This is a genomic window from Baekduia sp., assembly GCF_035318805.1.
In the GTDB taxonomy this organism is placed as follows: domain Bacteria; phylum Actinomycetota; class Thermoleophilia; order Solirubrobacterales; family Solirubrobacteraceae; genus Baekduia.
This window is the reverse complement of sequence record NZ_DATHDY010000121.1, coordinates 96,353-122,120: the sequence shown is the minus strand read 5'-3', so window position 1 is coordinate 122,120 and position 25,768 is coordinate 96,353. Positions and strand designations below refer to the sequence as shown.

At 73.8% G+C, this 25,768-nt stretch carries 26 protein-coding genes; 18 read left to right on the top strand and 8 right to left on the bottom strand.

Annotated elements, in window-relative coordinates; genetic code table 11:
• Positions 1-6: 6 nt before the first annotated feature.
• Positions 7-1,683, top strand: a complete 1,677-nt coding sequence (locus VK501_RS25100; RefSeq protein ID WP_324342417.1) for a hypothetical protein — start codon at positions 7-9, stop codon at positions 1,681-1,683.
• A gap of 87 nt (positions 1,684-1,770) precedes the next feature.
• On the opposite strand, the gene VK501_RS25095 is transcribed toward VK501_RS25100, so the two are convergent.
• The 3 genes from VK501_RS25095 to VK501_RS25085 all read right to left on the bottom strand — a co-directional run bounded on the left by VK501_RS25095 (position 1,771) and on the right by VK501_RS25085 (position 4,929).
• Entirely contained in the window at positions 1,771-2,346 is a 576-nt protein-coding gene (locus tag VK501_RS25095) for a helix-turn-helix domain-containing protein (protein ID WP_324342416.1), read from the bottom strand.
• 2 nt (positions 2,347-2,348) lie between these two features.
• The gene (locus VK501_RS25090) at positions 2,349-3,176 is read right to left on the bottom strand and encodes an MBL fold metallo-hydrolase (RefSeq protein ID WP_324342415.1); all 828 of its coding nucleotides are present in this window, start codon (positions 3,174-3,176) and stop codon (positions 2,349-2,351) included.
• A gap of 112 nt (positions 3,177-3,288) precedes the next feature.
• A complete protein-coding gene (locus VK501_RS25085) occupies positions 3,289-4,929 on the bottom strand; it encodes a serine/threonine-protein kinase (RefSeq protein ID WP_324342413.1) in 1,641 nt (546 codons plus the stop codon).
• A 140-nt stretch (positions 4,930-5,069) separates the two neighbouring features.
• On the opposite strand from VK501_RS25085, the gene rpmB reads away from it, so the two are divergent.
• The 8 genes from rpmB (at position 5,070) to VK501_RS25045 (ending at position 11,664) form a co-directional block, all read left to right on the top strand.
• Positions 5,070-5,261: a 50S ribosomal protein L28 gene (gene rpmB / locus VK501_RS25080; protein WP_324342412.1), complete on the top strand. Its 192-nt coding sequence runs from the start codon at positions 5,070-5,072 to the stop codon at positions 5,259-5,261.
• Between the two features lie 156 nt (positions 5,262-5,417).
• Entirely contained in the window at positions 5,418-7,136 is a 1,719-nt protein-coding gene (locus tag VK501_RS25075; RefSeq protein ID WP_324342411.1) for a DAK2 domain-containing protein, read from the top strand.
• A 6-nt stretch (positions 7,137-7,142) separates the two neighbouring features.
• Positions 7,143-9,281, top strand: a complete 2,139-nt coding sequence (locus tag VK501_RS25070; RefSeq protein ID WP_324342410.1) for an ATP-dependent DNA helicase RecG — start codon at positions 7,143-7,145, stop codon at positions 9,279-9,281.
• Positions 9,278-9,820 carry a 16S rRNA (guanine(966)-N(2))-methyltransferase RsmD gene (gene rsmD / locus VK501_RS25065; RefSeq protein ID WP_324342409.1) on the top strand — a complete coding sequence of 181 codons (543 nt, stop codon included), beginning with the start codon at positions 9,278-9,280 and terminating at the stop codon, positions 9,818-9,820. The genes VK501_RS25070 and rsmD overlap by 4 nt, the downstream gene beginning before the upstream one ends.
• A complete protein-coding gene (coaD, locus tag VK501_RS25060) occupies positions 9,817-10,314 on the top strand; it encodes a pantetheine-phosphate adenylyltransferase (protein ID WP_324342407.1) in 498 nt (165 codons plus the stop codon). Before rsmD ends, coaD begins: the two co-directional genes overlap by 4 nt.
• A gap of 16 nt (positions 10,315-10,330) precedes the next feature.
• Positions 10,331-10,801 (top strand): hypothetical protein, encoded by a 471-nt coding sequence (locus VK501_RS25055; RefSeq protein ID WP_027007135.1) that lies wholly within the window; start codon positions 10,331-10,333, stop codon positions 10,799-10,801.
• Between the two features lie 78 nt (positions 10,802-10,879).
• Positions 10,880-11,389 (top strand): macro domain-containing protein, encoded by a 510-nt coding sequence (locus tag VK501_RS25050; RefSeq protein ID WP_324342402.1) that lies wholly within the window; start codon positions 10,880-10,882, stop codon positions 11,387-11,389.
• Positions 11,386-11,664: an acylphosphatase gene (locus VK501_RS25045; protein ID WP_324342400.1), complete on the top strand. Its 279-nt coding sequence runs from the start codon at positions 11,386-11,388 to the stop codon at positions 11,662-11,664. The genes VK501_RS25050 and VK501_RS25045 overlap by 4 nt, the downstream gene beginning before the upstream one ends.
• Before the next feature lie 81 nt (positions 11,665-11,745).
• Here the strand turns inward: VK501_RS25045 and VK501_RS25040 are convergent, their stop codons facing one another.
• Together VK501_RS25040 and VK501_RS25035 are read right to left on the bottom strand one after the other, a co-directional pair.
• Positions 11,746-12,531, bottom strand: a complete 786-nt coding sequence (locus VK501_RS25040) for a hypothetical protein (protein WP_324342399.1) — start codon at positions 12,529-12,531, stop codon at positions 11,746-11,748.
• Positions 12,528-13,451 carry an ATP-binding cassette domain-containing protein gene (locus VK501_RS25035; protein ID WP_324342397.1) on the bottom strand — a complete coding sequence of 308 codons (924 nt, stop codon included), beginning with the start codon at positions 13,449-13,451 and terminating at the stop codon, positions 12,528-12,530. The genes VK501_RS25040 and VK501_RS25035 overlap by 4 nt, the downstream gene beginning before the upstream one ends.
• 131 nt (positions 13,452-13,582) lie before the next feature.
• Here VK501_RS25035 and VK501_RS25030 point away from each other — a divergent pair, with 131 nt between their 5' ends.
• Both VK501_RS25030 and VK501_RS25025 read left to right on the top strand, forming a co-directional pair.
• Positions 13,583-14,839, top strand: a complete 1,257-nt coding sequence (locus tag VK501_RS25030) for a sensor histidine kinase (RefSeq protein ID WP_324342395.1) — start codon at positions 13,583-13,585, stop codon at positions 14,837-14,839.
• The gene (locus VK501_RS25025; protein ID WP_324342393.1) at positions 14,836-15,516 is read left to right on the top strand and encodes a response regulator transcription factor; all 681 of its coding nucleotides are present in this window, start codon (positions 14,836-14,838) and stop codon (positions 15,514-15,516) included. The genes VK501_RS25030 and VK501_RS25025 overlap by 4 nt, the downstream gene beginning before the upstream one ends.
• Positions 15,517-15,558: 42 nt before the next feature.
• On the opposite strand, the gene VK501_RS25020 is transcribed toward VK501_RS25025, so the two are convergent.
• On the bottom strand, positions 15,559-16,017 hold the full coding sequence (locus tag VK501_RS25020) for a hypothetical protein (protein ID WP_324342390.1): 459 nt from the start codon (positions 16,015-16,017) through the stop codon (positions 15,559-15,561).
• A 51-nt stretch (positions 16,018-16,068) separates the two neighbouring features.
• On the opposite strand from VK501_RS25020, the gene VK501_RS25015 reads away from it, so the two are divergent.
• Genes VK501_RS25015 through VK501_RS25000 form a run of 4 tightly spaced genes read left to right on the top strand, consistent with a single transcriptional unit; the run spans position 16,069 to position 19,227 of the window.
• Entirely contained in the window at positions 16,069-16,668 is a 600-nt protein-coding gene (locus VK501_RS25015) for a ferritin-like domain-containing protein (RefSeq protein WP_324342388.1), read from the top strand.
• Positions 16,668-17,396, top strand: a complete 729-nt coding sequence (modA, locus tag VK501_RS25010) for a molybdate ABC transporter substrate-binding protein (RefSeq protein ID WP_324342386.1) — start codon at positions 16,668-16,670, stop codon at positions 17,394-17,396. The genes VK501_RS25015 and modA overlap by 1 nt, the downstream gene beginning before the upstream one ends.
• Positions 17,393-18,229: an ABC transporter permease gene (locus VK501_RS25005; RefSeq protein ID WP_324342384.1), complete on the top strand. Its 837-nt coding sequence runs from the start codon at positions 17,393-17,395 to the stop codon at positions 18,227-18,229. The genes modA and VK501_RS25005 overlap by 4 nt, the downstream gene beginning before the upstream one ends.
• The gene (locus VK501_RS25000; RefSeq protein ID WP_324342382.1) at positions 18,166-19,227 is read left to right on the top strand and encodes an ABC transporter ATP-binding protein; all 1,062 of its coding nucleotides are present in this window, start codon (positions 18,166-18,168) and stop codon (positions 19,225-19,227) included. Before VK501_RS25005 ends, VK501_RS25000 begins: the two co-directional genes overlap by 64 nt.
• A gap of 24 nt (positions 19,228-19,251) precedes the next feature.
• Here VK501_RS25000 and VK501_RS24995 read toward each other — a convergent pair whose 3' ends face one another.
• Positions 19,252-19,848: a TetR/AcrR family transcriptional regulator gene (locus tag VK501_RS24995; RefSeq protein WP_324342380.1), complete on the bottom strand. Its 597-nt coding sequence runs from the start codon at positions 19,846-19,848 to the stop codon at positions 19,252-19,254.
• Between the two features lie 83 nt (positions 19,849-19,931).
• On the opposite strand from VK501_RS24995, the gene VK501_RS24990 reads away from it, so the two are divergent.
• Entirely contained in the window at positions 19,932-20,834 is a 903-nt protein-coding gene (locus VK501_RS24990) for an oxidoreductase (RefSeq protein ID WP_324342378.1), read from the top strand.
• A 133-nt stretch (positions 20,835-20,967) separates the two neighbouring features.
• Here the strand turns inward: VK501_RS24990 and VK501_RS24985 are convergent, their stop codons facing one another.
• On the bottom strand, positions 20,968-22,485 hold the full coding sequence (locus tag VK501_RS24985) for a DUF2130 domain-containing protein (RefSeq protein ID WP_324342376.1): 1,518 nt from the start codon (positions 22,483-22,485) through the stop codon (positions 20,968-20,970).
• 118 nt (positions 22,486-22,603) lie between these two features.
• On the opposite strand from VK501_RS24985, the gene VK501_RS24980 reads away from it, so the two are divergent.
• Both VK501_RS24980 and VK501_RS24975 read left to right on the top strand, forming a co-directional pair.
• Complete coding sequence (locus tag VK501_RS24980) at positions 22,604-23,527, top strand: hypothetical protein (RefSeq protein ID WP_324342375.1); 924 nt, start codon at positions 22,604-22,606, stop codon at positions 23,525-23,527.
• Positions 23,528-23,762: 235 nt separating this feature from the next.
• Positions 23,763-25,415, top strand: a complete 1,653-nt coding sequence (locus VK501_RS24975; protein WP_324342373.1) for an acyl-CoA synthetase — start codon at positions 23,763-23,765, stop codon at positions 25,413-25,415.
• The last annotated feature ends 353 nt before the right edge of the window (positions 25,416-25,768 follow it).

Below are 25,768 nucleotides of genomic sequence, written 5' to 3'. Positions count from 1 at the left end.
AGGTCCATGGATTCGACGTACACCCCGCACGCGGGAAGCACCGCGGCTGGGCCCCCGCGGCTGCCGCTCTGGACGAGGGGCGACCTGAACGCCTTCTTCGGCCTGGGCATCAACATGCTGGTCAACGTCCTCGTGCTCGCGGGTCTCGCGGCGGGGGTGGTGAACATCTCCGCGCACGACGTGTACCGCGTCATCCTGCCCGCGCTCGGCGTCGAGCTGCTGATCGGCAACGTCTTCTACTTCCTGCTCGCGCGGCGCCTGGCGCTCAAGGAGGGCCGCAGCGACGTCGCCGCGATGCCCTACGGCCCAAGCGTCCCGCACATGTTCATCGTCACGTTCGTGATCATGCTGCCCACCTACCTCCAGACCAAGGACCCCGTGAAGGCGTGGGAGGCCGGGCTGGCCTGGGCGTTCATCATCGGGTTGATCATCCTGGCGGGCGCGTTCGTCGGTCCGTACATCCGGAGGCTCACGCCGCGGGCGGCGCTGCTCGGCACGCTCGCGGGCATCTCGATCACCTTCATCTCGATGCGGCCCGCCGCGCAGATGTGGGAGGCGGCGTGGATCGCTCTGCCGGTGCTCGCGCTCATCCTGATCGGCTTCGTCAGCGGCGTGCGGCTGCCGGGCAACGTGCCGATGGGCCTCGTCGCCCTCGGCGTCGGCTCGGCGATCGCGTGGATCGGCGGCTTCATGGACGGCGGCGCCGTGAGCGACGGCGTCAACGACATCGCGTTCGGGCTGCCGTCGCTGGACGTCGGGCGGCTGGCCAACGGGCTGGAGAGCATCTCCCCGCTGCTGGCGACCGCGATCCCGCTCGGCATCTACAACTTCATGGAGGCGATGTCCAACGTGGAGAGCGCGGCCGCGGCGGGCGACAAGTACAACCTGCGCGCGGTGCTGCTGGCCGACGGCACGGGCGCCATCGTCGGCGCGTGCGCCGGCTGCCCGTTCCCGCCGGCGGTGTACATCGGCCAGCCGGGCTGGAAGGAGGCCGGTGGGCGCATCAGCTACTCGCTGGCGACGGGCGTGGTGATCTTCGGGCTCTGCGTGCTCGGGTTCTTCCCGCTGCTGGCGGCGGTGCTGCCGATCCCGGCCATCGTGCCCGTGCTGCTGTTCATCGGGTTGGTCATCGGAGCGCAGTCCTTCCGCGCCGTGCCGAAGGCCTACTACCCGGCGGTGGTCATCGCGATGGTGCCGAACGTGGCTTCGTGGGGCGTGGGGCAGGTCGACAACGCCCTCGCGGCGGCGGGGACGAGCGCGGCCAAGGTCGGCTTCGACAACCTGTCGGCCGCGGGGACGATCTACGGCGGGCTCAACACGCTCGGACAGGGCGCCGTCCTGGTCGGGATGATCCTCGCCGCGATCACGGTGTTCATCGTCGATCGGCGCTTCGTGTGGGCCGCCGGCTTCTGCTTCTTCGGGGCGGGGCTCACGTTGGTGGGGTTGATCCACAGCGCCGAGGTGCACGTGTTCTCCGGTGAGAAGATCGCGCTCGGCTACGGCTTCGCGGGCGCGGTGTGCCTGGCGTTCGCCGCGCTGAAGCCGCCCCTGCGCGAGCTCGACCCCAACGATCCCGAGGACGTCGAGGGCGCGGCGTTCGAGGGCGGCGAGGCGACGGCGGGGCTGCCGCCCGAGCCGGACTCGGTCAACGGGAAGCGGGTACCCGAGCCGGTCGGGGTCTGACCCCGTCACGAGCCGGTCGGGGTCTGACCCCGTCACGGATTGGCTACTTCGTCGCGGGGCCTGGCCCCCGTGACGAGGTGGCGTTCGTCACGCGGCGATCGCCGCCCAGGCGCCGTCGGCCACCACGTCGACGGTGCCGGGGTCGGTGAGGTCGATCGTCCCCGGCGCGGCGTGCTGGGCGACGATCGCCGGATGGCTCATGCAGCCGAGCGCCAGCGCGGCGAGCACGCGCACGGGGCCGGGCCGGACGGTGGCGTCCGCCTGACCCTCGCGCACGAGGCCTTCGATGATGCGGATGGGATACGGGAAGCCGGCGGGCAGCGCGCTCATGAACCGCCCGGTGTGGCCGAGGACGAACGCGTGGGCGACGGGGTCGGCGCGCCGCAGGTCCAGCGACGAGCGCGCCAGCCCCTTGACGCGCTCCCCCACGGTCGACGAACGATCGTCGGCGATCTCGCGCAGGACGTCTGAGTAGCGCCGCATGTGCGTCGCGAACAGCGCGAGCGCGACCGCCTCCTTCGAGGCGTGGTGGCGGTACAGCGCGGCCTCGCTGACGCCGGCGCGCTCGGCGATGTGCTTGACACGGGTGGCGTCGTAGCCGCGCTCGGCGAAGCAGGCGAGCGCCGCGGCGAGGATCTCGGGCTCGCGGCTGGCGCGGCCCAACGTCAGGCCCTCGCCTTCGCCCGGTCCGGGACGAGCGCCTCGGTCCCGGCGAGGCGGTCGGCCGACCGCGGGTCGTGGCTGGGCAGGTAGACGGTCGGGTGCAGGCAGGCGTGGTGCAGGATGGTCTCCATCGTCTGGCGTGCGACCTCGTCCTTGGGGCTGACGCCGTCGACCTGGAGGTCCAGCAACTGCGCCTGGTCGTAGGCGCTGTCGCCGCCGATCAGCACGTGGTGGTCGTCCTGGACGACGATCACGGCCATGTGCCCGGGCGTGTGGCCGGGTGCCGGGACGGCGACGACGCGCCCGTCGGCGGTGAGGGCCTTGCTGGCCGCGAACCCGCCGAACGGCGCGCCGTCGAGCACGACGGGATCGACGTGGAAGCCGGGCGGCAGCGGCTGGCGGGCGACGGTCCGGACGAGCCGGCCGGCGGGCGAGCGGGCGACGGCGATCTCGTCGGCGTTGGCCAGGACACGGGCGCCGGGGACGTGCGGCAGGCCGTCGACGTGGTCGCCGTGGATGTGGGTGAGGACGACCGTGGCGACGTCGGCGGGCGCGAGCCCGGCGGCGCCGAGCTGGTGGTCGAGCTCGTCCTCGCGCCCGACGGTGAACGTCGCGAACGGCTGATCGCGCGCGGCGTGCGTCTCGCCGGCGTCGACCAGGATCAGCCCCTCGGGATGCTCGATCGCCCAGGCGTGGATGGGCAGCGGCCCGAACATCGGCCCGGGCTTGACGATGCGTGCCCGGCGCGCGAGCCCGTGGCCCACGCCGCGATGCATCGTCTCCTTGATGGCGACCTGGCCGGTGCAGAGGGGATGGATGATGAGGGACATGGCCGTGGGCTCCCGCGCCGCGAATGGCAAAGTGAACGTTCGCTTATGTTGACGTGCGCCGCCGTCGCCGGTCAAGGCACCGAGCCCGCCGCACCGTCGGCGCGCCCGCGAGCTACTGGTGCTTCTTGGCCTTGCCGGCGCCCTTGCCGGCTGGGCTGCTCGTGTCGGCCGTCGCGCCGCCGGCCTGCGCCTGCGCGGTCTTGAGCTCGTCCTCCACGATCCCGCGCTTGTAGCTCGAGATGCGCAGGCGCTCCTCGAGGTACGGGATCGCCTCGGCGGGGCGGCCGGCCAGGCGCAGCGCCCAGCCGTAGTTGTAGAGCGAGTAGGCGTAGTCGGTGCTGCTGGTGTCGCCGGCGGCGCGGAACTTCTCGACGGCCTGCGACAGCAGGGGCACCGCGCCCTGCGGGTCGCCCGGCAGCATCGCGTAGCCCGCGTTGTTGATCTGGGCGGCCGAGCGGCCGTCGGTGGCCGGAGCCGGCGTCGTGGCCGCGGGCGCCGAGGTCGTGGGCGTCGAGGAGGCCGGGCCCGCCGCAGGAGCCGGCTTCTTCGCCGAGCGCGCGCTCGACTTGCTGCTCGGGCTCGCCGCCGGCCGCGCCGCCCGGTCCGCGCTCGCGCCCGACCCGGCGTCGCCACCGTTGCCGTCGTCGCTGATCAGGGCGGCAGCGGCACCGCCGGCGAGGCACAGCGCCGTCAGCGCGGCGAGCGCCCAGGCGCGCCGGTGCGGGCTGTGGGCGCGAGCGATCGGCTCCGGCGGGGGCGTCGTCGGAGGCGCGCCGCGGCCGTTGGCGGCCGGCGGCGCCGGCGTGCGCGCCGGGGCCGGCACCGGCGTGCGCTCCCGCTCGCGCGAGAACCGCGGCGTCCCCGCGGCCGACCACTGCGCCGCGGCACGGCGCCGCGACGGCACGACGGCCGTCGCCATCGTCGGATCGCCGCCGCGCTCGCCGAGCACGCGGTCCAGCTCGTCGACGAACGCCGTCGCGGTGGGCGGGCGCGCCGCCGGATCCTTGGCCAGCCCGTGCTGCAACACGGCGCCGGCCGCCGCGCTCGGTCCGGTCGGCGCCGGCGGATCGCTCTCGGCGTGCGCCCGGGCCTGCGCCAGCGGCGTGTCGCCGTCAAACAGCTTGCGCCCGCACAGCAGCTCGTAGGCGACGACGGCGAGGGAGTAGCGGTCGCTGGCCGGCGTCGCGGGGTTGCCGCGGGCCTGCTCGGGCGACAGGTACGCCGCCGTGCCGAGCACCTGGCCGGCCGCGGTGACCTGCGTCTCGCCGGCGAGCGACGCGATCCCGAAGTCCCCGACCGCGAGCCGCCCGTGCGCGTCGAGCAGCAGGTTGCCGGGCTTGACGTCGCGGTGGACGATGTCGGCCGCGTGCGCCGTGTCCAGCGCCGAGGCCGTCTGGCGCAGCCACCGCAGGGCGGTCGCGACGGGCACGGGCTCGCCGCGGCGCAGGCGGTCGGCGACCGTCCCGCCCGCGAAGTGCTCCATGACGATGAAGGCCTGGTCCTGGTGGTCGCCGATGTCGAAGACCGTGACCACGTTGGGGTGGTCGGAGACCCGGGCGGCGGCGCGGGCCTCGCGCGTGAAGCGCCGGCGTGCCGCCGGGTCGGCGGCGTAGCCCGCGGCCAGCGTCTTGACCGCGACGAGACGCTCGAGCACGGCGTCCTGTGCCGCCCACACCGACGCCATGCCGCCGTTGGCGATGTGGTGCACCACGCGGTAGCGGGGTGGGAGGCTGACCTGGTGCACGGCGGGCATCGTCAGGCGCTTACCCTAGCCCGACAGCCACTACACCGAAGCCCCGGGGGGCCTCGAAGCGGCCCGAAGCGTCCGTTCGGGCGGCGCGCCGCGGGGCGGGCGGGCTCCGAGCTCACCGGCCCGCTACACTCCCCGGCCGAATGTCGAAGGTATGCCACAGCTGCGGGAAGGGTCCCGCTTTCGGTCAGAGCCGCAGCCACTCGATGCGCGCCACCAAGCGTCGCTTCGATCCGAACCTCCAGAAGGTGCGGATCTTCGTGGGCAAGGCACCACGGCGCGTCTACGTCTGCACGCGCTGCCTCAAGGCCGGCAAGGTCACCAAGGCCGTCTAGGAAACTGTGTCGCTATCGCGACTGGGGACCCACCTCCGGCGGCGACGGCTGGCCGTCGTGGGCCTCGGCCTCGCTGGCCGCCTACGGCACCCCTAGGAGCCGGGGCGGTCAGCGCCGCCCGGCATCGCCGGCCGACGGACCCGGTACGGTCGCTGCGTGTCTGATCCGAGTCTCGTTCGCTTCCGCGTCGCGGTGCATGGCGCGCTCGTGCACCTCGAGTCCCGCCGGCAGGAGATCAACGACCTCAACGTCTTCCCGGTCGCCGACGGCGACACGGGGGACAACATGGCGCTCACGCTCGAAGCCGTGCTCGCCGAGCTCGACCGCCTCGCGTCGGGCGAGGATCGCTCGATCGACGAGATCGGCCGCGACGAGATCGTCGAGGCCGTCGCCCGTGCCGCCCTGCTGGGCGCGCGCGGCAACAGCGGCGTCATCCTCTCCCAGCTGATCCGCGGCGCCGCCGAGGAGCTCGTCTCCCGGCCCGGCGAGCTGGTCGACCCCGTGCTCGTCGGCGCGGCGTTCGCCCGCGCCGCGCAGCGCGCCTACGCCTCGGTCCGCGAGCCGGCCGAGGGCACGATCCTCACGGTCATGCGCGACATGGCGACCTCGATCGCCCACGACGTCGCGCACCTTCCCGAGGACCAGCGCCGCCTCGGCGCCGACGCCGACCCGGTCCGCCAGAACCACATGATCGCCGACGCCCTGGAGCGCGCGATCATCGCCGGCGAGGCGTCGGTCCAACGCGGGCCCGAGCTGCTGCCGGTCCTCCGCGAGGCCGGCGTGGTCGACGCGGGCGGCTATGGCGTGACGATCGTCCTGGCCGGCGTCGTCGCGGCGCTGCGGGGCACCGAGGCGCCGGAGCTCGAGCACTACGCGCCGGCGCGGATCAGCCACCCCGAGCACGCCAGCGAGACCTACCGCTACTGCACGAACTTCGCCGTCACCGGCCAGGACCTTGACGCCGGCGCCTTCGTCGTGCCCCTGGAGGCCATCGGCGACTCGGTGCTCGTCGTCGGCGACCACGCGACGCTCAAGGTCCACGTCCACACCGACGAGCCCGAGCGGGCGACGCTCGTCTTCGCCGGCGCCGGCGAGGTCTCGCGCCTGGACGTCGCCGACATGTACGCCCAGGTCGTCGAGCGCGCGGAGCGCCTGAGCCACGTCGCGGCGGGCGGCGGCGGCGGCGCGTGGGCGGGAGCCGGACCGGTCGGCGGCGGCCCGGCCAGCGCCACCGTCGAGCCCCACCAGACCTGCGGCGCCCTGGCCGTCGTCACCGGCACCGGCCTGATCGCGCTCTTCGAGAGCCTCGGGGCGCGCGTGCTCGACGGCGGACCCACGCTCAACCCCTCCACGATGGAGATCCTCGCCGGCATCCACGACGTGCCCGCCGAGGAGGTCGTCGTCCTGCCCAACAGCCCCAACGTCTTCATGGCCGCCGAGCGCGCCGCGGAGCTGTCGGACAAGGTCGTCCGCGTCGCCGGCGCGCGGTCCCAGCAGGCCGGGCTGGCCGCGGCGATCGCGCTGAACGTGGACCGCAGCGCCGCCGACAACGCCGCCGCGATGGCCGGCGCGCTGGAGTCGATCCGCACCGGCGGCGTCGCGCCCGCCGCCCGCCACGACCCCGAGGGCCGCTTCACCGTCGGCGACGCGGTCGGCTACGTCGGCGAGGACCTCGTCGCCTGGGGCACGCCGGCCGACACGCTCGCCGCCGTGCTCGCGCAACTGGCCACCGACGCCGAGCTGATCACCTGCATCGCGGGCGACGGCGCCCCGCTGGACGAGGATGCGGTCGCCGCGCTCGCGCCGCCCGGGGTGGAGCTCGAGCTCGAGGACGGCGGTCAGCCGTCCTGGTGGTGGCTGCTCTCGGCCGAGTAGGTCCGGGTGCCGCTCACGTCCACGCTCATCCCGCCGCTCGCCTTCGCGGAGGCTCGCGAGCTCACCGCCGAGGAGCTCGCCGCCGCGCCCGTGCGCACGCCGCGCCCCTCGCGCCTGGAGGCGCCGCTGAAGATCAAGCCGTCGACCGCCGCCGACGCGGCGGAGTCCATCGGGTTGACGACCGTGGGCACGCTGTTGGAGCACCTGCCGCGCGCCACCGGCGAGGCGCGCACGATCGGCGAGCTGGCCATCGACGAGACCGCCACCGTCCTGGTCGAGGTGCGCTCGATCACGTCGCGGCCCGTGCGCCGGCGGGGGATGAAGCCCCTGGTCGAGGCGACCGTCAGCGACGGCACGGGCATCATGAAGGCCACGTTCTTCAACCAGCCGTGGCTGTCGGCGCAGTATCCGGTCGGCACGCGGCTGATGCTCGCGGGCAAGTTCCAAGGCGGTGGCCGCTTCCGCGTCAACGCCCACGCCAAGACCGACGCGGTCGCCGCGGTGGGCGGCGACGCCGGGAGCGCGGTGGCCGGTCAGTATCCGGCGACCAAGGGCATCAGCTCGACGCAGATCCTCGCGCTCATGCAGGCCCACCGCGGCGCGATCGCCGACGTCGTCGAGCCGCTGCCGACCGCGCTGCGTCGCTCGCTGCACCTGCCCGATCGCGCCACCGCGCTGGCCGCCGCGCACTTCGGCGACCACGAGGCCGGGCGCCGGCGCCTCGCGTTCGACGAGCTGCTGCTCGACCAGATCGTCCAGCTGCGCCTGCGCCGCGAGCGCCGCGCCGACGTCCGCGCGGCGCCCCTGACCGACGCGCCGACCCTGAGCCGCCAGTGGCGCGACGAGCTGCTGCCGTTCACGCCGACCGGCGACCAGGTCAACGCCATGGCCGAGGTCGACGCCGACCTCGCGCGCCCCCGGCCGATGCAGCGGCTGCTGATGGGCGAGGTCGGCTCCGGCAAGACCGTCGTCGCGCTGCACGCGATGCTGCGCGCCGTCGAGCACGGAGGCCAGGCGGCGCTGATGGCGCCGACCGAGGTCCTGGCCGAGCAGCACTTCGCGACGATCCAGGCGCTCATGGGTGGGTGGGGCGGATTCCTCATCAGCGCCGCGCTGCTGACCGGCTCGACGACCGCCGCGCGCCGCCGCGAGATCCTCGGCCGGCTGGCCACCGGCGAGCTGACGCTCGTCGTCGGCACCCACGCGCTGATCGAGGACCCGGTCGTGTTCTCCCGCCTCACGGTGGCCGTCGTCGACGAGCAACACCGCTTCGGCGTTCGCCAGCGCGCCGCGCTGGACGCCAAGGCGCCGCCGGGCCTCGTCCCGCACCTGCTGCACATGACCGCCACGCCGATCCCCCGGACGCTGCGCCTCGCGAACTTCGGCGCGCTCGACGTGTCGACGCTGCGGGAGCTGCCGCGCGGCCGCCAGCCGATCGCCACGCACGTCTGCTCGACCGAGGCCGAGCGCCACCGCGCCTACGAGCGCATCCGCGAGGAGCTGCGCGCCGGGCGCCAGGCGTTCGTCGTCTGCCCGCTGGTCAGCGAGTCCGAGGCGCTCAACGCGCGCGCGGCCACCGAGGAGTTCGAGCGCCTGCGCACCGGCGAGCTCGCCGACTTCGACGTCGTGCTCCTGCACGGCCAGATGAAGACGGCCGACAAGGCGGCGGCGATGGAGCGCTTCGCGTCGGGCACCGCCGACGTCCTGGTCGCCACGACGGTCGTCGAGGTCGGCATCGACGTGCCGAACGCCACCGTGATGGTCGTCGAGGACGCCGAGCGCTACGGGATCTCCCAGCTGCACCAGCTGCGCGGGCGCGTCGGCCGCGGCGAGCACGCATCGCTGTGCCTGCTGTTCGGGCCGCGCGAGTCCGCGCGGCTGAAGGCGCTCGAGCGCCACACCGACGGCTTCGAGCTGGCCGGCATCGACCTCGAGCTGCGCGGCGAGGGCGAGCTGACCGGCACGCGCCAGTCGGGCCTCGCGCGCTTCAAGTTCGCCCGGCTGCCCGAGGACGGCGACGTCCTGGAGGCCGCGTTCGCCACCGCCGAGACCCTCCTGGAGACCGATCCGGAGCTTTCGCGGCCCGAGCACGAGCTGCTGCACGCCGAGCTCGTGGCGCTGGAGCTGGCGCCCGTGTCGGCATGAGGATCGTCGCGGGGCGGCTGGGCGGACGCCGCTTCCAGGCGCCGCCGGGCATTGACACGCGTCCGACGTCGGACCGTGTGCGCGAGGCGCTGTTCTCCGCGCTCGGCCCACTGGACGGCGAGGCGGTGCTCGACCTCTTCGCCGGCTCGGGCGGGCTCTCGCTGGAGGCGCTGTCGCGGGGTGCCGCGCACGCGGTGCTCGTTGAGCGCGACGCCCGTGCCGTCGCGGTGATCCGGCGCAACCTGGAGGACCTCGGGCTCGACGCCGACGAGGCGCGCGTGCGGCGTCGCGACGCCCTCAAGGCCCTGCGCGACGCACGAGAAGCGGGCGAGACATACGATCTGGTCTTCCTAGATCCCCCGTACCGGCTCGCGGCCGGCCTGGGACCGGGGCTCGCCGAGGCGCTGCCTCCGGTCCTGGCGCCCGGCGCGCGCGTGGTCGGCGAGAGCGATCGGCGCACGCCGCTCGACCTCCCCGGCCTCAGCACGACGTTCGAACGCCGCTACGGCGACACCCTCCTCCGCATCCACTCCGCATGACCGACGAGAAGCGCATCGCTGTCTGTCCAGGCAGTTACGACCCGATCACCAACGGGCACCTCGACATCATCGGCCGCACCGCGGCGCAGTTCGACGAGGTCGTGGTGGCCGTCGTCAACGTCTCCGTGCGCAAGAACCAGCCCATCTTCGGGATCGAGGAGCGCCTCTCGTTCATCGAGGAGGCGACGGTCGACCTGCCCAACGTGCGCGCCGAGCCGTTCAGCGTCCTCGTGGTGGACTTCGCACGGCAGATCGGGGCGCGTACGATCGTCAAGGGTCTGCGCGCCATCTCCGACTTCGAATACGAGCTGGAGATGGGTCAGCTCAACCGGATGCAGGCCCCGGAGGTCGACACCCTCTACCTGATGGCCAGCCCGCAGTACAGTTTCCTCAGCTCCAGCGGCGTGAAGGAGCTCGCCACCTTCGGAGGCGATATCGACAGTCTCGTGCCCGAGCGCGTCGCCCGTCGCCTGAAGGAAGAGCTCACCCGATAACGAAAGACGCTTAGCCATGGACGTCCTGGTCCTCATTGACAAGCTCGACGACCTTGTCCACAACGCGAAGAAGGTCCCTCTCACCGACGAGGTGCGGGTGGATCGCGAGCAGATCTACGACATCTTGGATCAGATGCGCGCGACCATCCCTGAGGAGATCAAGCAGGCGCGGTGGATCGTCAAGGAGCGTCAGGAGATGCTCGCCGAGGCCAAGCGCGAGGCCGAGCGCATCGTGAAGGACGCCGTGCGCAAGCAGGAGGAGCTGGTCTCCGACCAGGAGGTCACCCGCGAGGCCGAGCGCGCGGCCGAGGAGATCGTCGAGGACGCACGCGCCCGCGAGCGGGAGATCCGCCTGGGCGCCGAGGACTACGCCGACGAGATCCTCAACACGCTCGAGGTCAACCTCTCGAAGTTCATCGCCGCCGTCCGCCGTGGACGCGAGCGCCTGCAGGGCAAGGAAGAAGAGGACTCGGTCGAGGCGGCATAGCTCGCCCAGGGGCTCGCATGCCGTGCGGGTGTCGGCCCCAGGGGGCCGAACCCGCGGCTTCGGGTAGGACTGGCGGCGATGGCTGCCACAGTCGAGGTTCTCGACACCGACATCACCACGCTGGCGGTCGACGCGATCGCCAACGCGGCCAACACGCAGCTGCTGCACGGCGGCGGCGTCGCGGGAGCGATCTCGCGCGCCGGTGGTCCGGCCGTGGACGCGGAGTCGCGCCGCAAGGCGCCGATCGAGCTCGGGGAGGCGGTCGAGACGACCGCCGGCGAGATGCCGTCGCGCTGGGTCATCCACGCGGCGACCATGGTCCTCGGCGGGACGACGTCGGCCGACATCGTCCGCCGCGCGACCGCCGCGACGCTGTGGAAGGCCGAGGAGCTCGACGCCCGGTCGCTGGCGCTCGTCGCGTTCGGGACGGGCGTCGGCGGCTTCCCCGTCGAGCAGGCCGCCGCCATCGAGGCCGACGAGGTGCGGCGGCATCTCGCCTCGGGCTCGCGGCTGGAGCGGATCGTCTTCGCCGTGCGCGGCGAGGCGGCGCGTGACGCGTTCGCCCGGGCGGTGGAGGGCGCGTCGTGAGCGAGCCGATCGGCCGCCGGCTGGTGGCCCACGGTCGCGTGCAGGGCGTGAACTTCCGCGCGTGGGTGCGGGAGCGGGCCGTCGCGCGCGGCGTGGCGGGCTGGGCCGGCAACCTCGACGACGGCACGGTCGAGGTCTGGCTGCAGGGCGACGCCGACGCGGTCGCGGCGGTCGAGCGCGCCGTGGGCGAGGGGCCTCCGTACGGCCACGTCGACCGCGTGGAGGCGGCCGACGTGGCGGTGCGCGACGACGTCGCCGGGTTCGGCCGTCGCTAGGAGCGTGGGTCCCTGACCCGCCGCGGGTTTCGCCCCCTGGGCGAAGACCCGCAAGGGTCTGGGCCAGTGTTCCCCAGTCTCCTACCGCACCTCGCCGCGCGTGAACCGCCACGCGCCGATCGCCAGCGGCACCGCGAGCCACACGACGAGCGTCACGCCGGCCTTGGCCCACTCGTCGGCGCTGTAGCTGTGGTCGAGGAGGTCCGGGAGGGTCCGGGCCTGGTCGATCCATTGCCCGACGCCGCGCAGCGCGTGGACGACGTGCGTCGCGGCCGACACCGCGATTGGGATCGCGAAGAAGCCGACGATCGCCGGGGCCGAGAGCAGCAGGGCCGCGCCGAAGCCGACGCCGACGAGCATCGAGATCGCCGTCGAGAACGCCATCTGCCCGAACAGGCCGGCGCCGAGCGTCCACTGGCCGTCGACCCCCGAGGCCGACGCCGCGGTGGCCACCGCGGCCATCGCGAGGGTGGCCACGAACGCGACGGTCGCGAGGACGACGCTGGCCAGGAGCTTGGCGGCCAGCACGCGCTCGCGGTGGGGGACCAGCGCGAACGTGATCATCGCGGTGCGCTGCGACCACTCGGAGGTGACCAGCAGGATGCCGATGATCGGCAGCAGGACGGTGCCCGGCTGCAGCGCGTTGTAGAGCATCGGCTGGAAGCGGTGGTCGAGCGCCGGGCCGGTGAGCGCGCTGATGACCACGACCAGCGCGGTGAGGCCGACCAGGCTGAGCAGCAGCCAGAACCCGGCGCGCGTGTCGGTCATCTTGCGCAGCTCGACCTTCGTGAGCCGCGCCAGGCTGGGGCGCGTGCCGGCGCCGCGGGCGTGGAAGCCGTGCGGCCGGGTGGCGGTGGCGGTGCTCATCGGACGGCCTCCTGGAGGTCGGCGGCGGCTGGCCCGGCGTCGGGCGCGCCGCTGGTGAGGTCGAAGAAGAGCTGCTCGAGGCCGGCGCTCTCGGACGGGCCGAGACGCGTGAGCGCGACGCCGCCGGCCAGCGCGATACGTCCGACCTCCTCGGGCTCGGCGTCGACGACGTAGCCGCCGTCGGCGTGCGGGCGGGCCGCCAGCCCGGCGGCCGACAGCGCCGTGCCGAGGGCTGCGGCGTCGGTGGCGCAGACGAGCGTCCCGGCGTCGGCCAGCAGCTCGGCGCGCGTGCCGGCGGCGACGATCCGGCCGCCGCCGATGATCACCATCTGGTCGGCGACCGCCTCCACCTCGTGCAGGAGGTGCGACGACAGCAGCACGGTGCCGCCGCGGTCGGCGAAGTCGCGCAGCAGCTCGCGCATCCAGCGCATCCCCTCCGGGTCGAGGCCGTTGGCGGGCTCGTCGAGGATCAGCACCTCGGGATCGCCGAGCAGCGCGTGGGCCAGGCCGAGGCGCTGGCGCATGCCGAGCGAGTACTGCCTGAGGCGCTGCCGGGCGGCGCGCCGGTCGAGCCCGACGAGCTCCAGCAGCTCGGGCACGCGGGCGGCGGCGACGCCCATCATCTGCGCCGAGACGCCGAGCGCCTCCTGGCCGCGCCGGCCGCCGTGCTGGGCGCCCGCGTCGAGGAGGATGCCGACGCGCCGGCCCGGGTTGGGCAGGTCGCGATAGGCGCCGTCGAGGACACTCGCGGTGCCGGCGTCGGGACGCGACAGCCCGCACAACATCCTCATGGTGGTGGTCTTGCCGGCGCCGTTGGGGCCGAGGAAGCCCGTGACGGTGCCTGGCTCGCACCGGAACGTGACGTCCTGGACGACGGCGCGGCCGCCGAGGCGCTTGGTGAGGCCGAGGGACTCGATCATGGCCATCAGCTTCGGCGTGGCGCCGGCGCGCCGCCAGCGCCGTGCGTCGATGGCGCCCCCGACGTCCGTCGATGCTCGGATCGACTTCGGTAGGGGGTCGGCAGCGGCCGGCGGTCGTACGCTGTGGCGCGATGACCGAGGCCGCCCAGCAGCGGGAGCACGGCGTGGCGCAGTGGCAGCGGCCGCTGCTGCCGGCCGGCCTGCTCGACGAGAGCAGCGGCGGGCGCTCGGCCCGCGACTGGGTCGTCGATGCGCTCATGTACCTGGCGGCCGGAAGCCTCGGCCTGCTCGCGCTCGGCTCGAGCTGGCGGCAGCACGGGACCTTGATGGCGGTGGTGGACATCGCCGCGGGCACCGTCGCCTTCGGGTCGCTGTGGTTCCGGCGCCGGCAGCCGCTGCGCGTCGCGCTGCTCACCATCGGCCTCTCGACGTTCTCCGGCCTGGCCGGCGGCGCCGCCGCCGCGGCCGCCTTCAACGCGGCGCTGCGCGTGGCGCCGCGGTCGTTGTGGTGGATCGCGGGGCTGTCGCTGGTGACCGCCGGCGCCTATCCGGCGCTCTACGCCACGGACGGCAGCTCGTACTGGACGGAGCTCGTCATCGGTGGGCTCTTCATCGTGGTCGTGTTCGGGTGGGGGCTGTTCGTGCGTGCCCAGCGCGACCTGGTGCACTCGCTGCACGAGCGTGCCGAGCGGCTCGAGGCGGAGCGGCGACAGCAGATCGAGCAGGCCCGCGAGGCCGAGCGGTTGCGCATCGCCCGCGAGATGCACGACGTGCTGGCGCACCGCGTCTCGCTGCTGAGCCTGCACGCGGGCGCGCTGGAGTTCCGGCCCGACGCCTCGCCGGCCGAGGTCGCCGAGGCGGCGGGCGTGATCCGCGCCGCGGCCCACGACGCGCTGCAGGAGCTGCGCGACGTCGTCGGCGTGCTCCGCGAGGGTGCCGACGACGACCCGACCGAGGACGGCGCGCCGCGCCGTCCCCAGCCGACGCTCGCGCAGATCCCGGCCCTGGTCGAGGAATCCCGCGCCGCCGGCATGCGCGTCGACTGCCGCCTCGACGCTCCGGGCGCCGATGCGATGCCCGTCGCCCTGGGCCGCACCGCGTACCGCATCGTCCAGGAGGGCCTGACCAACGCCCGCAAGCACGCGCCCGCCGCCGCCGTCGAGGTGGCCGTGACCGCCGAGGGCGAGCACCTCGTGGTCGCCGTGCTGAACCGCCGCCCGGTCGGGGTCGCCGCGCCCAGCCCGGAGCCCGAGGCGCTCCCCGGCGCGGGAACCGGGCTCGTCGGGCTCGGCGAGCGCGTCGCCCTCGCGGGTGGCGAGCTCGTCCACGGTCCCGACGCACGGGGCGACTTCGTCCTGCGCGCGACGCTGCCCTGGCGCGCGGCGTGAGCGCGGCAGGCGAGGCGCCGATCCGGGTGCTGCTGGTCGACGACGACGCGCTCGTCCGATCGGGGTTGCGGCTGATGCTCGCGGGCGCCGGCGGGCTCGCCGTCGTCGGCGAGGCCGACGACGGGCGCGGCGTCCTGGCCGCCGTCGACCTCCATCGGCCGGACGTCGTGCTGATGGATCTGCGGATGCCCGGCCTCGACGGGATCGCCGCGACGCGCCTGCTGCGCGAGCAGCCCGATCCGCCGGCGGTGGTCGTCCTCACGACCTTCCAGGCCGACGACCTCGTGATGCGCGCGCTGCAGGCGGGGGCCGCCGGCTTCCTGCTCAAGGACACGCCGCCGCCGGAGATCGTCCGCGCGATCGAGCTCGTGCACGCCGGTGACGCCATGCTCTCGCCCGCGGTCGCGCGCCGCCTGATCGCGCTGGTCGCGGGCGACAGCGACGCCGGCCACCGGCACGAGCAGGCCCGCACTCGCCTGGCGACCCTCAGCGCGCGCGAGCACGAGGTCGCCCTCGCGGTCGGTCGCGGCTGTGCGAACGCCGACATCGCGGCCGAGCTCCACATGAGCGTGGCGACCGTCAAGGCCCACGTCTCCCGGCTCCTCGCCAAGCTCGACGTCGACAACCGCGTCCAGATCGCTCTGCTCGTCCAGGAGGCGAGCCGGGACTTCACCTAGAGATGGGTTGTTCCACGAGGCGCAGCGAACCCGTGGAACAACTCATCTTGGTTGCCGCTGCCCTGTTGCGGGTGTCATGCGCAGGACGAAGGGGAAGTCGCCGAAGCTGACGTCGACGTAGTAGCGGCCGTCGACGTGAACGGTGCGCGCGCCGGTTGCGGCCGCCGTGCGAAACAGGCGCACGGCGGGGATGCCCGGTTGGCGTTCGAGGTCGGCGACGAAGCTGGTCTGCGTCGCGAAGTCCATCTGCGGGCTTTCCGGCGCGTATTGCTCGAAGCGCACGCGGTAGGTGCCGTGCAGCGTGAACGGGCCCGCGGTGCGCGGCGACGTCGTCGCTCGCACGATGATCTCGCCGTCGCCGCGCGGCGATCGCAGCAGCGGCGGCTTGGCCTTGGCGTCGAGCGCCGCAGCTCCTCGCGGCGCCTCGGACGTGGCTGATCCGCAGCTCGCGGTGAGGGCGGCGGCGGCCAGGAGGGGGACGAGGATCAGATGGCGGCGCATCTCAGAGGGTGATCTTGACAACCCTTGCATACCTAGGCAATGCTTAGGTAGATGATCGATCGCGCGGGGTTCCTCAGGCTCGGGGTGGCGACCGTGGTCGGGGGCGCGATCGTGCCTTCGGCGGCGAGCGCGGGCCTCCCGAACCCGGTGCCGGTCGGCGACGACGAGGGCTTCCTGCAGTTCGGGGCGCTGGCCGAGCGCGTATCGCTGGTCTACTACCGCCGCGCGGTCAAGCTCCGGGGCGTGTGGAGCGGCACGGAGCGCACCGCCCTGCAGGCGGCCGCCCGGCAGAAGGTGACCCATGTCCAGCAGCTCACGGCCGCGCTGGGCGCCGACGCGCCGTCCAGCGACGACTACTCGGTCGTGCTGCCCGACAGCGCGTTCCGGACGCGGGCCGGAACGCTGTCGCTCGGGGCGCGCCTGGAACGGCTGCTCGTCGGCGTCTACGTCTCCGGTGCCGGCTTCACGGCCGACTCCGCCAGCCGCCTGCTGCTCTCGCGCCTGCTGGCCAACGACGCCCAGCACCTCGCAGCGCTCTGCGCCCTTGACCGGCAGCCGATGGTCGGAGGGCTCCCCGAGCCCGTCGACCTCGCCGCGGCCGGCGACCTCCTCGACCAACTGCTCAAGGCCAACGGCTACCCCACCACCTGATGCGACGACTCGTCGTCCTGATCATCCTGATGGCCGCCGCGGCGGTCCCCGCCGGCGCGGACGCCGCGCTCAACGTCTACGCGGCCGCCTCGCTGCGCAACGTCTTCCCGGCCCTGGACGGCGCCCCGTCGTACAACTTCGCCGGCTCCAACACGCTGCAGCGTCAGATCGACAACGGGGCGCCGGCCGACGTCTTCGCCTCGGCCGAACCGGCCGAGGCCCAGGCGCTGTTCCGCGCGGGGCGCTGCACCCGCCCGGTGACGTTTGCCACCAACATCCTCGTCCTGCTGATCCCGAAGGACAACCCGGGATCGATTCGCTCGGCGTACACGCTGCGCGACGGCGGCAAGCGGCTGGCGATCGGCACCGCCGGTGTGCCGATCGGCAACTACACCCGGCTGCTGCTGCGCCGGATGCGCCTGTCGTCGATCCTGGACTCCAACATTGTCAGCCAGGAAACCGACGTCGCCAGCATCACCGCCAAGGTCGCCCTCGGCTCGGCCGACGCCGGGTTCGTCTACCACACCGACGCGCTGGCCAGCCGCGGGCGCACGAGCGAGCTGCGACTGCCCAAGTGGGCACAGCCCGCAGTGCGCTACAAGCTGTGCGCGGTCGTCCGTACGGGGGCTGACACCAGCGGAGCGCAGGCGTTCATCCGCAAGGTGTCGTCCAACGCCGGCCGCTCGGCGCTGCGCCACTACGGGTTCGGGTTGCCCCCGCGCGGGTGATCCGCCGCGCCGGCTTCGACGCGCTGCTGGCGCTCTGCGCCGGCGTCGCGCTGGCCTTCTTCGCCCTGCCGATCGTCGCGCTGTTCACCCAGGTGCCGCTGTCGCGGGTTCCCGACCTGCTCGGCGACCGCGCGGTGCGCGACGCGATCGTCGTCACGCTGCGCACCAACGCCATCGCCAACGTCCTGATCCTCGCGCTGGGGACCCCGACCGCCTACCTGCTGGCCACCCGCCGGTTCCGTGGCCGATCGGTGCTGATCACGCTCGTCGAGCTGCCGCTGGTGCTTCCGCCGGCGGTGGCGGGCATCGCGCTGCTGGCCGCGTTCGGCCGCGGCGGGCTTTTCGGCGGTGCGCTGGCCAGCGGCGGGATCGTGCTGCCGTTCACGCAATGGGCGGTCGTGCTGGCCGTGACGTTCGTCGCCGCCCCGTTCTACCTGCGCCAGGCGATCGCGGCCTTCAGCGCCGTCGATCCGCTGCTGCCCGACGCCGCACGCACCCTCGGGGCCTCGCCTGCGCGCACGTTCTGGCGCATCAGCCTGCCGCTCGCGGCCGGTGGCCTGGCGGCCGGGTGGGTGCTCGCCTTCGCCCGCGGCGTCGGCGAGTTCGGCGCCACCATCGTGTTCGCCGGCAGCGTGCGCGGCCAGACGCAGACCCTCACGCTGGCCATCTACGACCAGCTCGAAGCCAACTTCGACGTGGCGATCGCGCTGGGCATCCTGCTCGTGCTGCTCAGCGCCACCGTGCTGCTGTGCTTCAAGCTGCTGTCGACGTGGCGCTCCTCCAACTCGACATCTCCGTCGCCCTTCGCGCGTACGCCCTCCGCGTCGGCCTGAGCATCGACGACGAGACGGTCGCGCTCGTCGGGCCCTCCGGGGCCGGCAAGACGACCGTGCTGCGCTCCGTCGCCGGCCTGCTCCGCCCCGACGCCGGACGCATCGAGCTGGGCGGTGAGGTCTGGTTCGACGCCACCACCGGCGTCCACGAGCCGCCCGAGCGCCGGTCGGTCGGCGTGGTCTTCCAGGAGTACGCCCTGTTCCCGCACCTCACCGTCCGCCAGAACGTGGCGTTCGGCGGCAGCGCCCGGGTCGAGGAGCTGCTGCACCGCCTGCGCATCGCGCCGCTGGCCGATCAGCGCCCAGGAACACTCAGCGGCGGCGAGCGTCAGCGCGTGGCCCTCGCCCGCGCCCTGGCGCGCCAGCCCGCCGTCCTCCTCCTCGACGAGCCGCTCTCGGCCCTCGACGCCCACACCCGCGCGCACGTCCGCGACGAGCTCCAGGACCTGCTGGCCGAGCTGGGACTCCCGGTGCTGCTGGTCACCCACGACTTCCGCGACGCGATCGCGCTCGCCGACCGCATCGGCGTCATCGTCGACGGACAGCTGCGACAGCTCGGCAGCGCCGCCGAGCTCATCGACCGACCGGCCGACGCCTTCGTCGCCGCCTTCACCGGCTCCAACCTCCTTCACGGAACCGCGACGCCACTGGCCGGAGGGGGAACCGAGGTGCAGCTCGACGCCGGCGGCCTCGTGCGCTCCTCCCACCACGCCGACGGCCCCGTCGGCGTCGCCGTGCACCCGTGGGACATCTCGCTGCTGACCCAGCCGCCACCCAACGGCGCCAACGCCCTCGCCGGATCGGTCGCGGCCGTCACGCCGCAGGGCGAGCGCGTCCAGGTCCGCGTCGGCGCCCTCACCGCCGAGCTCACGACGCCGGATCTCGAGCGCCTCGGCCTTCAGCGAGGCGACCAGGCGTGGGCCACCTTCACCCGCCAGAGCGCCCGCCTGGTGCCGCTGGCCGCCCCGCCGACCAGCGCGAACGGGGACTCCGGCTAGGAGCGTGGGTCCTGACCTGCCGCGCTACCGCGGCCGCAGGCCCAGGACGAGCCGTGACGTCACGTCGTCGAGCAGCTCGTCGACCGGCGTCTCGCCAAGCATGCCGTTGTTGGCCATGACGACGATGCCCTGGAGCGCCGCGGAGGCCACGAGCGCGACGCGCTCGGGGTCGCCGGGAGCGACCTCGCCGGCGGTCTGGCCCTCCGCGACCGCCGTCAACGCGGGGGAGAAGGCCTGCTCGGCGGCGGCGCGCAGCGAGGGCGGCGCGCCGGCCTGGTGCTTGGCCGCGAACATCAGCCCGGTCAGGGCGGGGCGGGCGGTGGCGAAGGCGATGTAGGCGCGGGCCAGGCCGGCCAGGCGGGCGTCGAAGTGCGGCCCGGCAGCCGCGACGGCCTCCGACAGCGCCGCTCCCAGGCGGGCGAAGCCGGACTCGGCCAGCGCGTCGAGCAGCGCCTGGCGATCGGGGAAGTGGCGCCGCGGCGCCGCGTGGCTGACGCCCACCTCGCGGGCGAGCTCGCGCAGTGACAGGCCCTGGACGCCGCCGGTCTCCAGCGCGCCCTCGCCGGCGCACAGCAGCGCCTCGCGGAGGTTGCCGTGGTGATAGGGGCGCGCGACGGTCACGGCGCTCAGGGTACCGGGCGGAGTAGACGCCGACAGCATTGTTGTCGTTGACACCTTTGTCGGCGGCGACTACATTGATCCGCATGCCCTCCTCGAAGTGGACCGCCGCCGACCTGCCGGACCTCACCGGCCGCACCGCCGTCGTGACCGGGGCCTCCAGCGGCCTCGGGACCATCACCGCCCGCGAGCTGGCCCGCGCCGGCGCCCGCGTCGTCCTCGCCGTGCGCGACACCGCCAAGGGCGAGCGTGTCGCCGCCACGATCACCGGCGACCGCGAGGTCCGCCGCCTCGATCTCGCCGATCTCGCCTCGGTCCGCGCATTCGCCGCGGCCTGGGAGGGCGACCTCGACCTGCTGATCAACAACGCGGGGATCATGGCCGTCCCGCAGGGCAGGACCGCCGACGGCTTCGAGTCGCAGATCGGCACGAACCACCTCGGCCATTTCGCGCTGACCAACCTCCTGCTGCCGCACGTGACGGGCCGCGTGGTCACGGTCTCCTCGGGCGCGCACCGCATCGGCAAGATGCAGCTCGACGACCTCAACTGGGAGCGGCGCAAGTACGACCGCTGGCGGGTCTACGGCCAGTCCAAGCTCGCCAACCTGCTCTTCACGCTCGAGCTCCAGCGCCGCCTCGCCGCCGCCGGCAGCGCCGTGCTCGCCGTCGCCGCGCATCCGGGCTACGCGTCGACCGACCTGCAGAGCCACACGGGCAGCCGCCTCAACAACGCCGTGATGACGATCGGCAACCGCCTCCTGGCCCAGAGCGACGCGATGGGCGCGCTGCCGACGCTCTATGCCGCCACCCAGGACATCCCGGGCGGCGCGTTCGTCGGCCCCGACGGCCTCGCCGAGCAGCGCGGCCACCCGACGCTCGTCGGCCGCACGAAGGCCGCCCAGGACGCCGAGACGGCGCGGCGGCTGTGGGACGTGTCCGAGGACCTGACGGGTGTGCGGTGGCCGCTCGCGGCTCCCGCTTCCGCCTGAGCCGTGTCGTGGGCCGTTTGCGGCCCGCACGGTCGTGGCTCACGGTCGCCGGCGAGCGCAGGCGTACGGCCGTACGTCAAGCCGGTGGCGGCCCTCAGGCGCGAGCGGGCGGCCCGCAAACGGCCCACGACATCTACAACAACGTCGACTGGCCGCCGTAGCCCTCGTGGGGCGACGCCACGGCGGCCGCGAGCTCGTCGCGCAGGCGGGGGGCGGGGGCGGGGGCGGGGGGGACAGTCCCCGGTGCGGGCACCGCAGACGCCTCGTCGGGTACGGGGACAGTCCCCCCCGCCTCGTCGGGTACGGGGACAGTCGCCCCCGCCTCGTCGGGTACGGGGACAGTCCCCCCCGCCTCGTCGGGTGCGGGGACAGTCCCCGCCGCGGCCTCCGCGCGGTCGATCAACCCGCTGATCTCGGCGAGTTGCCCGCGGACGCCGTCGGCCATCGTCTGGACGATCTCGGCGGCCTTGTCGATGGACGTCTTGGATGCGGTGAGCTGCTGCTTGATGCGCCGCACCTCCTCCATCAGCCCGACCGCGCGCTCGACGGCGTCGCGCACCGCCGCGGTGTCCACGCCGTCGCCGCCGCCCTTGGCCATCAGGACGCGCGCCCGCGCCAGCGCGTAGGCCACCTGGAGGCCCAGCAGCGAGCCCTCCTCCGGGTCGAACGCGACGATCAGCTTGTCGCCGTTGTACTCCCGCAGCGCGAGCATCTTGGCGGGGACCTTCTCCTCGGACGGCACGACGAGCACGGCGAAGTCCGCGTTGCGCTCGGCCTTGCAGCCCTCCAGCTCCTCGAGCGCCTTGGGGCGCGAGAGCTTCGACGTCTTGACCTCGAAGACGATCCGGCCGCGCGCCGGGCCGTGGCAGGCGCCGATGCCGACGACCACGTCGCCCTTCTTGCCGGTGCCCTCCAGGAAGTCGCCGACGGCCTCGCAGTCGTCGCCCTGCGGCAGGGCGATCCGGTCCAGAGCCTCGTGGACGACCTCCTCGAAGCTGCGGCCCTTCGCCGTGCCCTTGTCGCGCTCGGCGTTGACCTCTTCGAGCTTCTCCTTCTCGGCGCGCAGCCCGGCCACCTCGACGCGCATCGCCTCCATCCGCGCCGACATCTCGCGCAGGTTGGTCGCCTGTTGGTCGGCGTTGTCGCGGATGACCTTCAGCGACGCGCGCTGGATCGCGACGATCGGGTTGTCGGCGGAGTCTGACGTCAGCGACTTGCGCACGTCCTCGCGCATCTGCGTCGCGACGGCGTCCAGGACCTGCTTGACCTTGTGCTGCACGGCCGAGGAGGACTCGTCGGCGAAGTGCTTGGCCAGGACCTTGGCGACCACGCCGTCCTCGGCCTTGAAGACCTCGTCGACCTTCTCGTCGAGCCGGTCGGCGACGCCCTTGGCGCGGTCGGTGAACTCGGACTTCAGCTCGCGCGCGGCCTTCTCGAACTCCGCCTTGACGAAGTCGGCGTTGGCGCCGACCTGCTCGCGGTCCAGGATGCGGGCACCGACCTCGACGGCGTCGAGCAGGAACCGCGCGGCGTCGGGCGCCTCCTCGGCGAGGCGGACGGCGGTGTTGTCCTCGACGACGAGGCCGTCGACGACGAGCCGGTCGCCGAGACGGCGGACCGAGGTCTGGTGCAGGGGAGTGGCAGCTTCCATGGAGATGCACGTGAAGGTACGTGCGACTCCCGACGGAACGCACGATCGCGTGCAGCCCGGGTCGCATCCTGCGCGGACATCGGCACGGCGCCCGCACCATCTACGCTCGACCACGACGATGCGACCGACGCTCAGCGGCATCGACGAGGCCCTGGCCGATGCGGGCGGCGTGGACGCGCCGCGCGAGCGCGCCGCCCGGCTGCGCACGCTCCTGGCGCGCGAGCTGGAGCACGGGGCCACCGAGCTCGGGCACCCGCGGTCGGGCTACGAGCATCCCGTGGTGGTCGCGGTCGCCGCGCGGGCCGACGGGCTGGTGGCGGTCGCGCCCGTGCAGCCCGGGCTCCGGGCCGATCCCGACGCCGTCGAGGAGCGCGCCTGGCTGCTGGCCGCCGCCCTGCTCGGCGCGCTCGTCGAGTCGTCGACGGCGGGCGAGCTGACCGCCGGCGCCTTCGACGGCCACCTCGCGCTGCACGTCGCCGGCGCCGACGCAGACGCCGAGCTGGTCCCGCTGGCCTTCGAGGAGCAGGTCGCGCCCATCGACCGCCTTCGCGCTCGCGCGCTGGCGTTCCCGGCGGCCGTGCTCGAGGACGTCACCGATCTGCGCGCCCCGATCGGCGCCGGGCACCCGCTGCGCGTCGCCCTGGAGGTCGCCCGTCTCGGCGGCCGCCCGGCCGATCCGGCCTCGCTCGCCGAGCACGAGGACGCCGTCCTGGCCGTGCTCGAGGCGTCGCAGCCGGCGATCTCGCGTCCGCACGACGACCCCGACCCCTCGCGCCGCGTGGCCCGCCGGATCCTCCAGCGGCTGGACGGCATGGGCAAGTGGGGCGGCTACCACACCGACTTCAGCCACCTGGCCCGTGGCTTCGCCGGCAACGACCGCGCGCTGGCCGACGAGGTGGGCGAAGCCCTGCTGCTCTCAGGTCTTCTGGCCGAGAAGCCGAGCGTGGGACAGCGCCACGTGTTCCTCAACCCGCGGCGCGCCGCCGACATCCGCGGGCTGATCGAGCGCGGCGACCTGCCGGCCGACCTGACCCTGCCGTGAGCCGTTCCTGGAAGCCCGGGTCCCTAGATGACCGCGGGTACGAGCGCCTGGGCGAGTACCCGCAAGGGAACCTGGCCCTCTGGGCCAGCGTTCCCCTAGGAGACTGTGTCGCTATCGCGACTGGGGACCCACCTCCGGCGGCGACGGCTGGCCGTTGTGGGCCTCGGCCTCGCTGGCCGCCTACGGCACCCCTAGCGCGCCCTCGAAGGACCCTCAAGTGCGATATTCCCCGGCAATGCCCCCGCTGCAGCACGTCCTCGACCTGATCGCCGGCCGCGCGCAGGCCGTCAAGGTCCTCGCCGAAGCCGGCGTGATCCGGCCGATGCGGCCCGAGAAGGCCATCCAGATGGCGGCGACGATGCTGCGCTGGGGGCCGACGCCCGCGGCCGGCTACACGATCTCCGCGGTGAGGCGCCCCGACAAGGTCGGGATCGTCGACGAGCTGGGGACGCTCACCTTCCAGGAGATCCACGAGCGCACCAACGCGCTGGCCAACGCGTGGAGCGATCTGGGCATCGGCGAGGGCGACGGCGTCGCGATCCTCTGCCGCAACCACCGCGGCTTCGTCGACGCGACGGTCGCCTGCTCCAAGCTCGGCGCCAACGCGTTGTACCTCAACACGATGTTCGCGGGTCCGCAGATCACCGACGTCTGCAAGCGCGAGAAGCCCAAGGCCATCGTCTACGACCAGGAGTTCGAGGACCTGGTCCAGGAGGCCGGCAAGCGGCGCAAGCGCTTCGTCGCCTGGTTCGACGGGGACGACGGCCCACCCGCCGGGGACCCGCTCCTGGAGGACCTCATCGCCCAGGGCGACGTCGCCGACCTCGCCCCGCCGGCCGAGAAGGGACGCGTGGTCATCCTCACGTCGGGGACGACGGGCACGCCCAAGGGGGCGAATCGCAGCCAGCCCAAGTCGCTGCTGCCGGCCGCCGGCTTGCTGTCGAAGATCCCGCTGCGCGCCGAGGACCCGTGGATGGTCGCGGCCCCGATGTTCCACTCGTGGGGCTTCGCGCACTTCACCCTCGGCATGGCGCTCGGCGCCCAGCTCGTGCTGCGCCGGAAGTTCGATCCCGAGGGCACGCTCAGCGCCATGGCCCAGCACGAGTGCACGACGCTCGTCGTCGTCCCGGTCATGTTGTCGCGGATCCTCGAGCTGCCGCCGGAGACCATCGAGCGCTACGACCTGCGCGCGCTGAAGATCATCGGTGCGAGCGGCTCCGCGCTGCCCGGCCCGCTGGCCACCGAGGTCATGGACCGCTTCGGCGAGGTGCTCTACAACCTGTACGGGTCGACCGAGGTCGCCTGGGCGACGATCGCCCAGCCGCGTGACCTGCGCGCCGCGCCGGGCACCGCCGGCAAGCCGCCGTTCGGCACGATCGTGAAGCTCTACGACGAGGACGGCCGCGAGGTCGGCGCCGGCGAGACGGGCCGCATCTTCGTCGGCAACGAGCTGGTCTTCGACGGCTACACCGGCGGCGGGAACAAGGCCATGATCAACGGCCTGATGTCGACCGGGGACGTCGGGCACTTCGGCGAGGGCGGGCGCCTGTTCGTCGACGGGCGCGACGACGAGATGATCGTCTCGGGCGGCGAGAACGTCTTCCCGCGGGAGGTCGAGGACCTGCTCAGCCACCACGAGGCGGTCGACGAGGCCGCGGTGGTCGGCGTCGCCGACGACAAGTTCGGCCAGCGCCTGCGGGCGTTCGTCGTCTGCTCGGAGGGGGCGTCGGTGACCGAGGACGAGCTCAAGTCCTACATCAAGTCCAACCTGGCGTCCTACAAGGTGCCGCGCGAGGTCGTCTTCCTCGACGAGCTGCCCCGCAACGCGACGGGCAAGGTGCTCAAGCGCGAGCTGGCCGCCGACGACGAGGCGAAGACGGGGTCGTAGGGTTGGGGGCGGGCGCCGCGGGGGCGGCGTTCGGGAGGGGGCGGCGGCGCGCGCGTCGGTCCGCGGCGGGTGCTGGACTGGCGTCGTGAACGCTCGGGGGCCGCAAGCGGCTTTCGGCGTGGTGCGAGCCGCCGGCCCCGGGGCGTTCCGCTCGGCGCGCTGGTCGATGGGCGGGCGGGAGCCGGGATCACTGACGAGAACGTGCGCGGGGGCGGGCGCGGCCGGGTCGGTCTCCGTCGGCGCGGGGCGGGAGCCGGGCGCCGTCGGTCTTCGCGGGCGCCTGGGGGTGGGGGGTGGGCCTGTTGGGCGCGGTGCGGCCGCGGTGCTCGGGCCCACCGGGTTTCCGGGGGCGC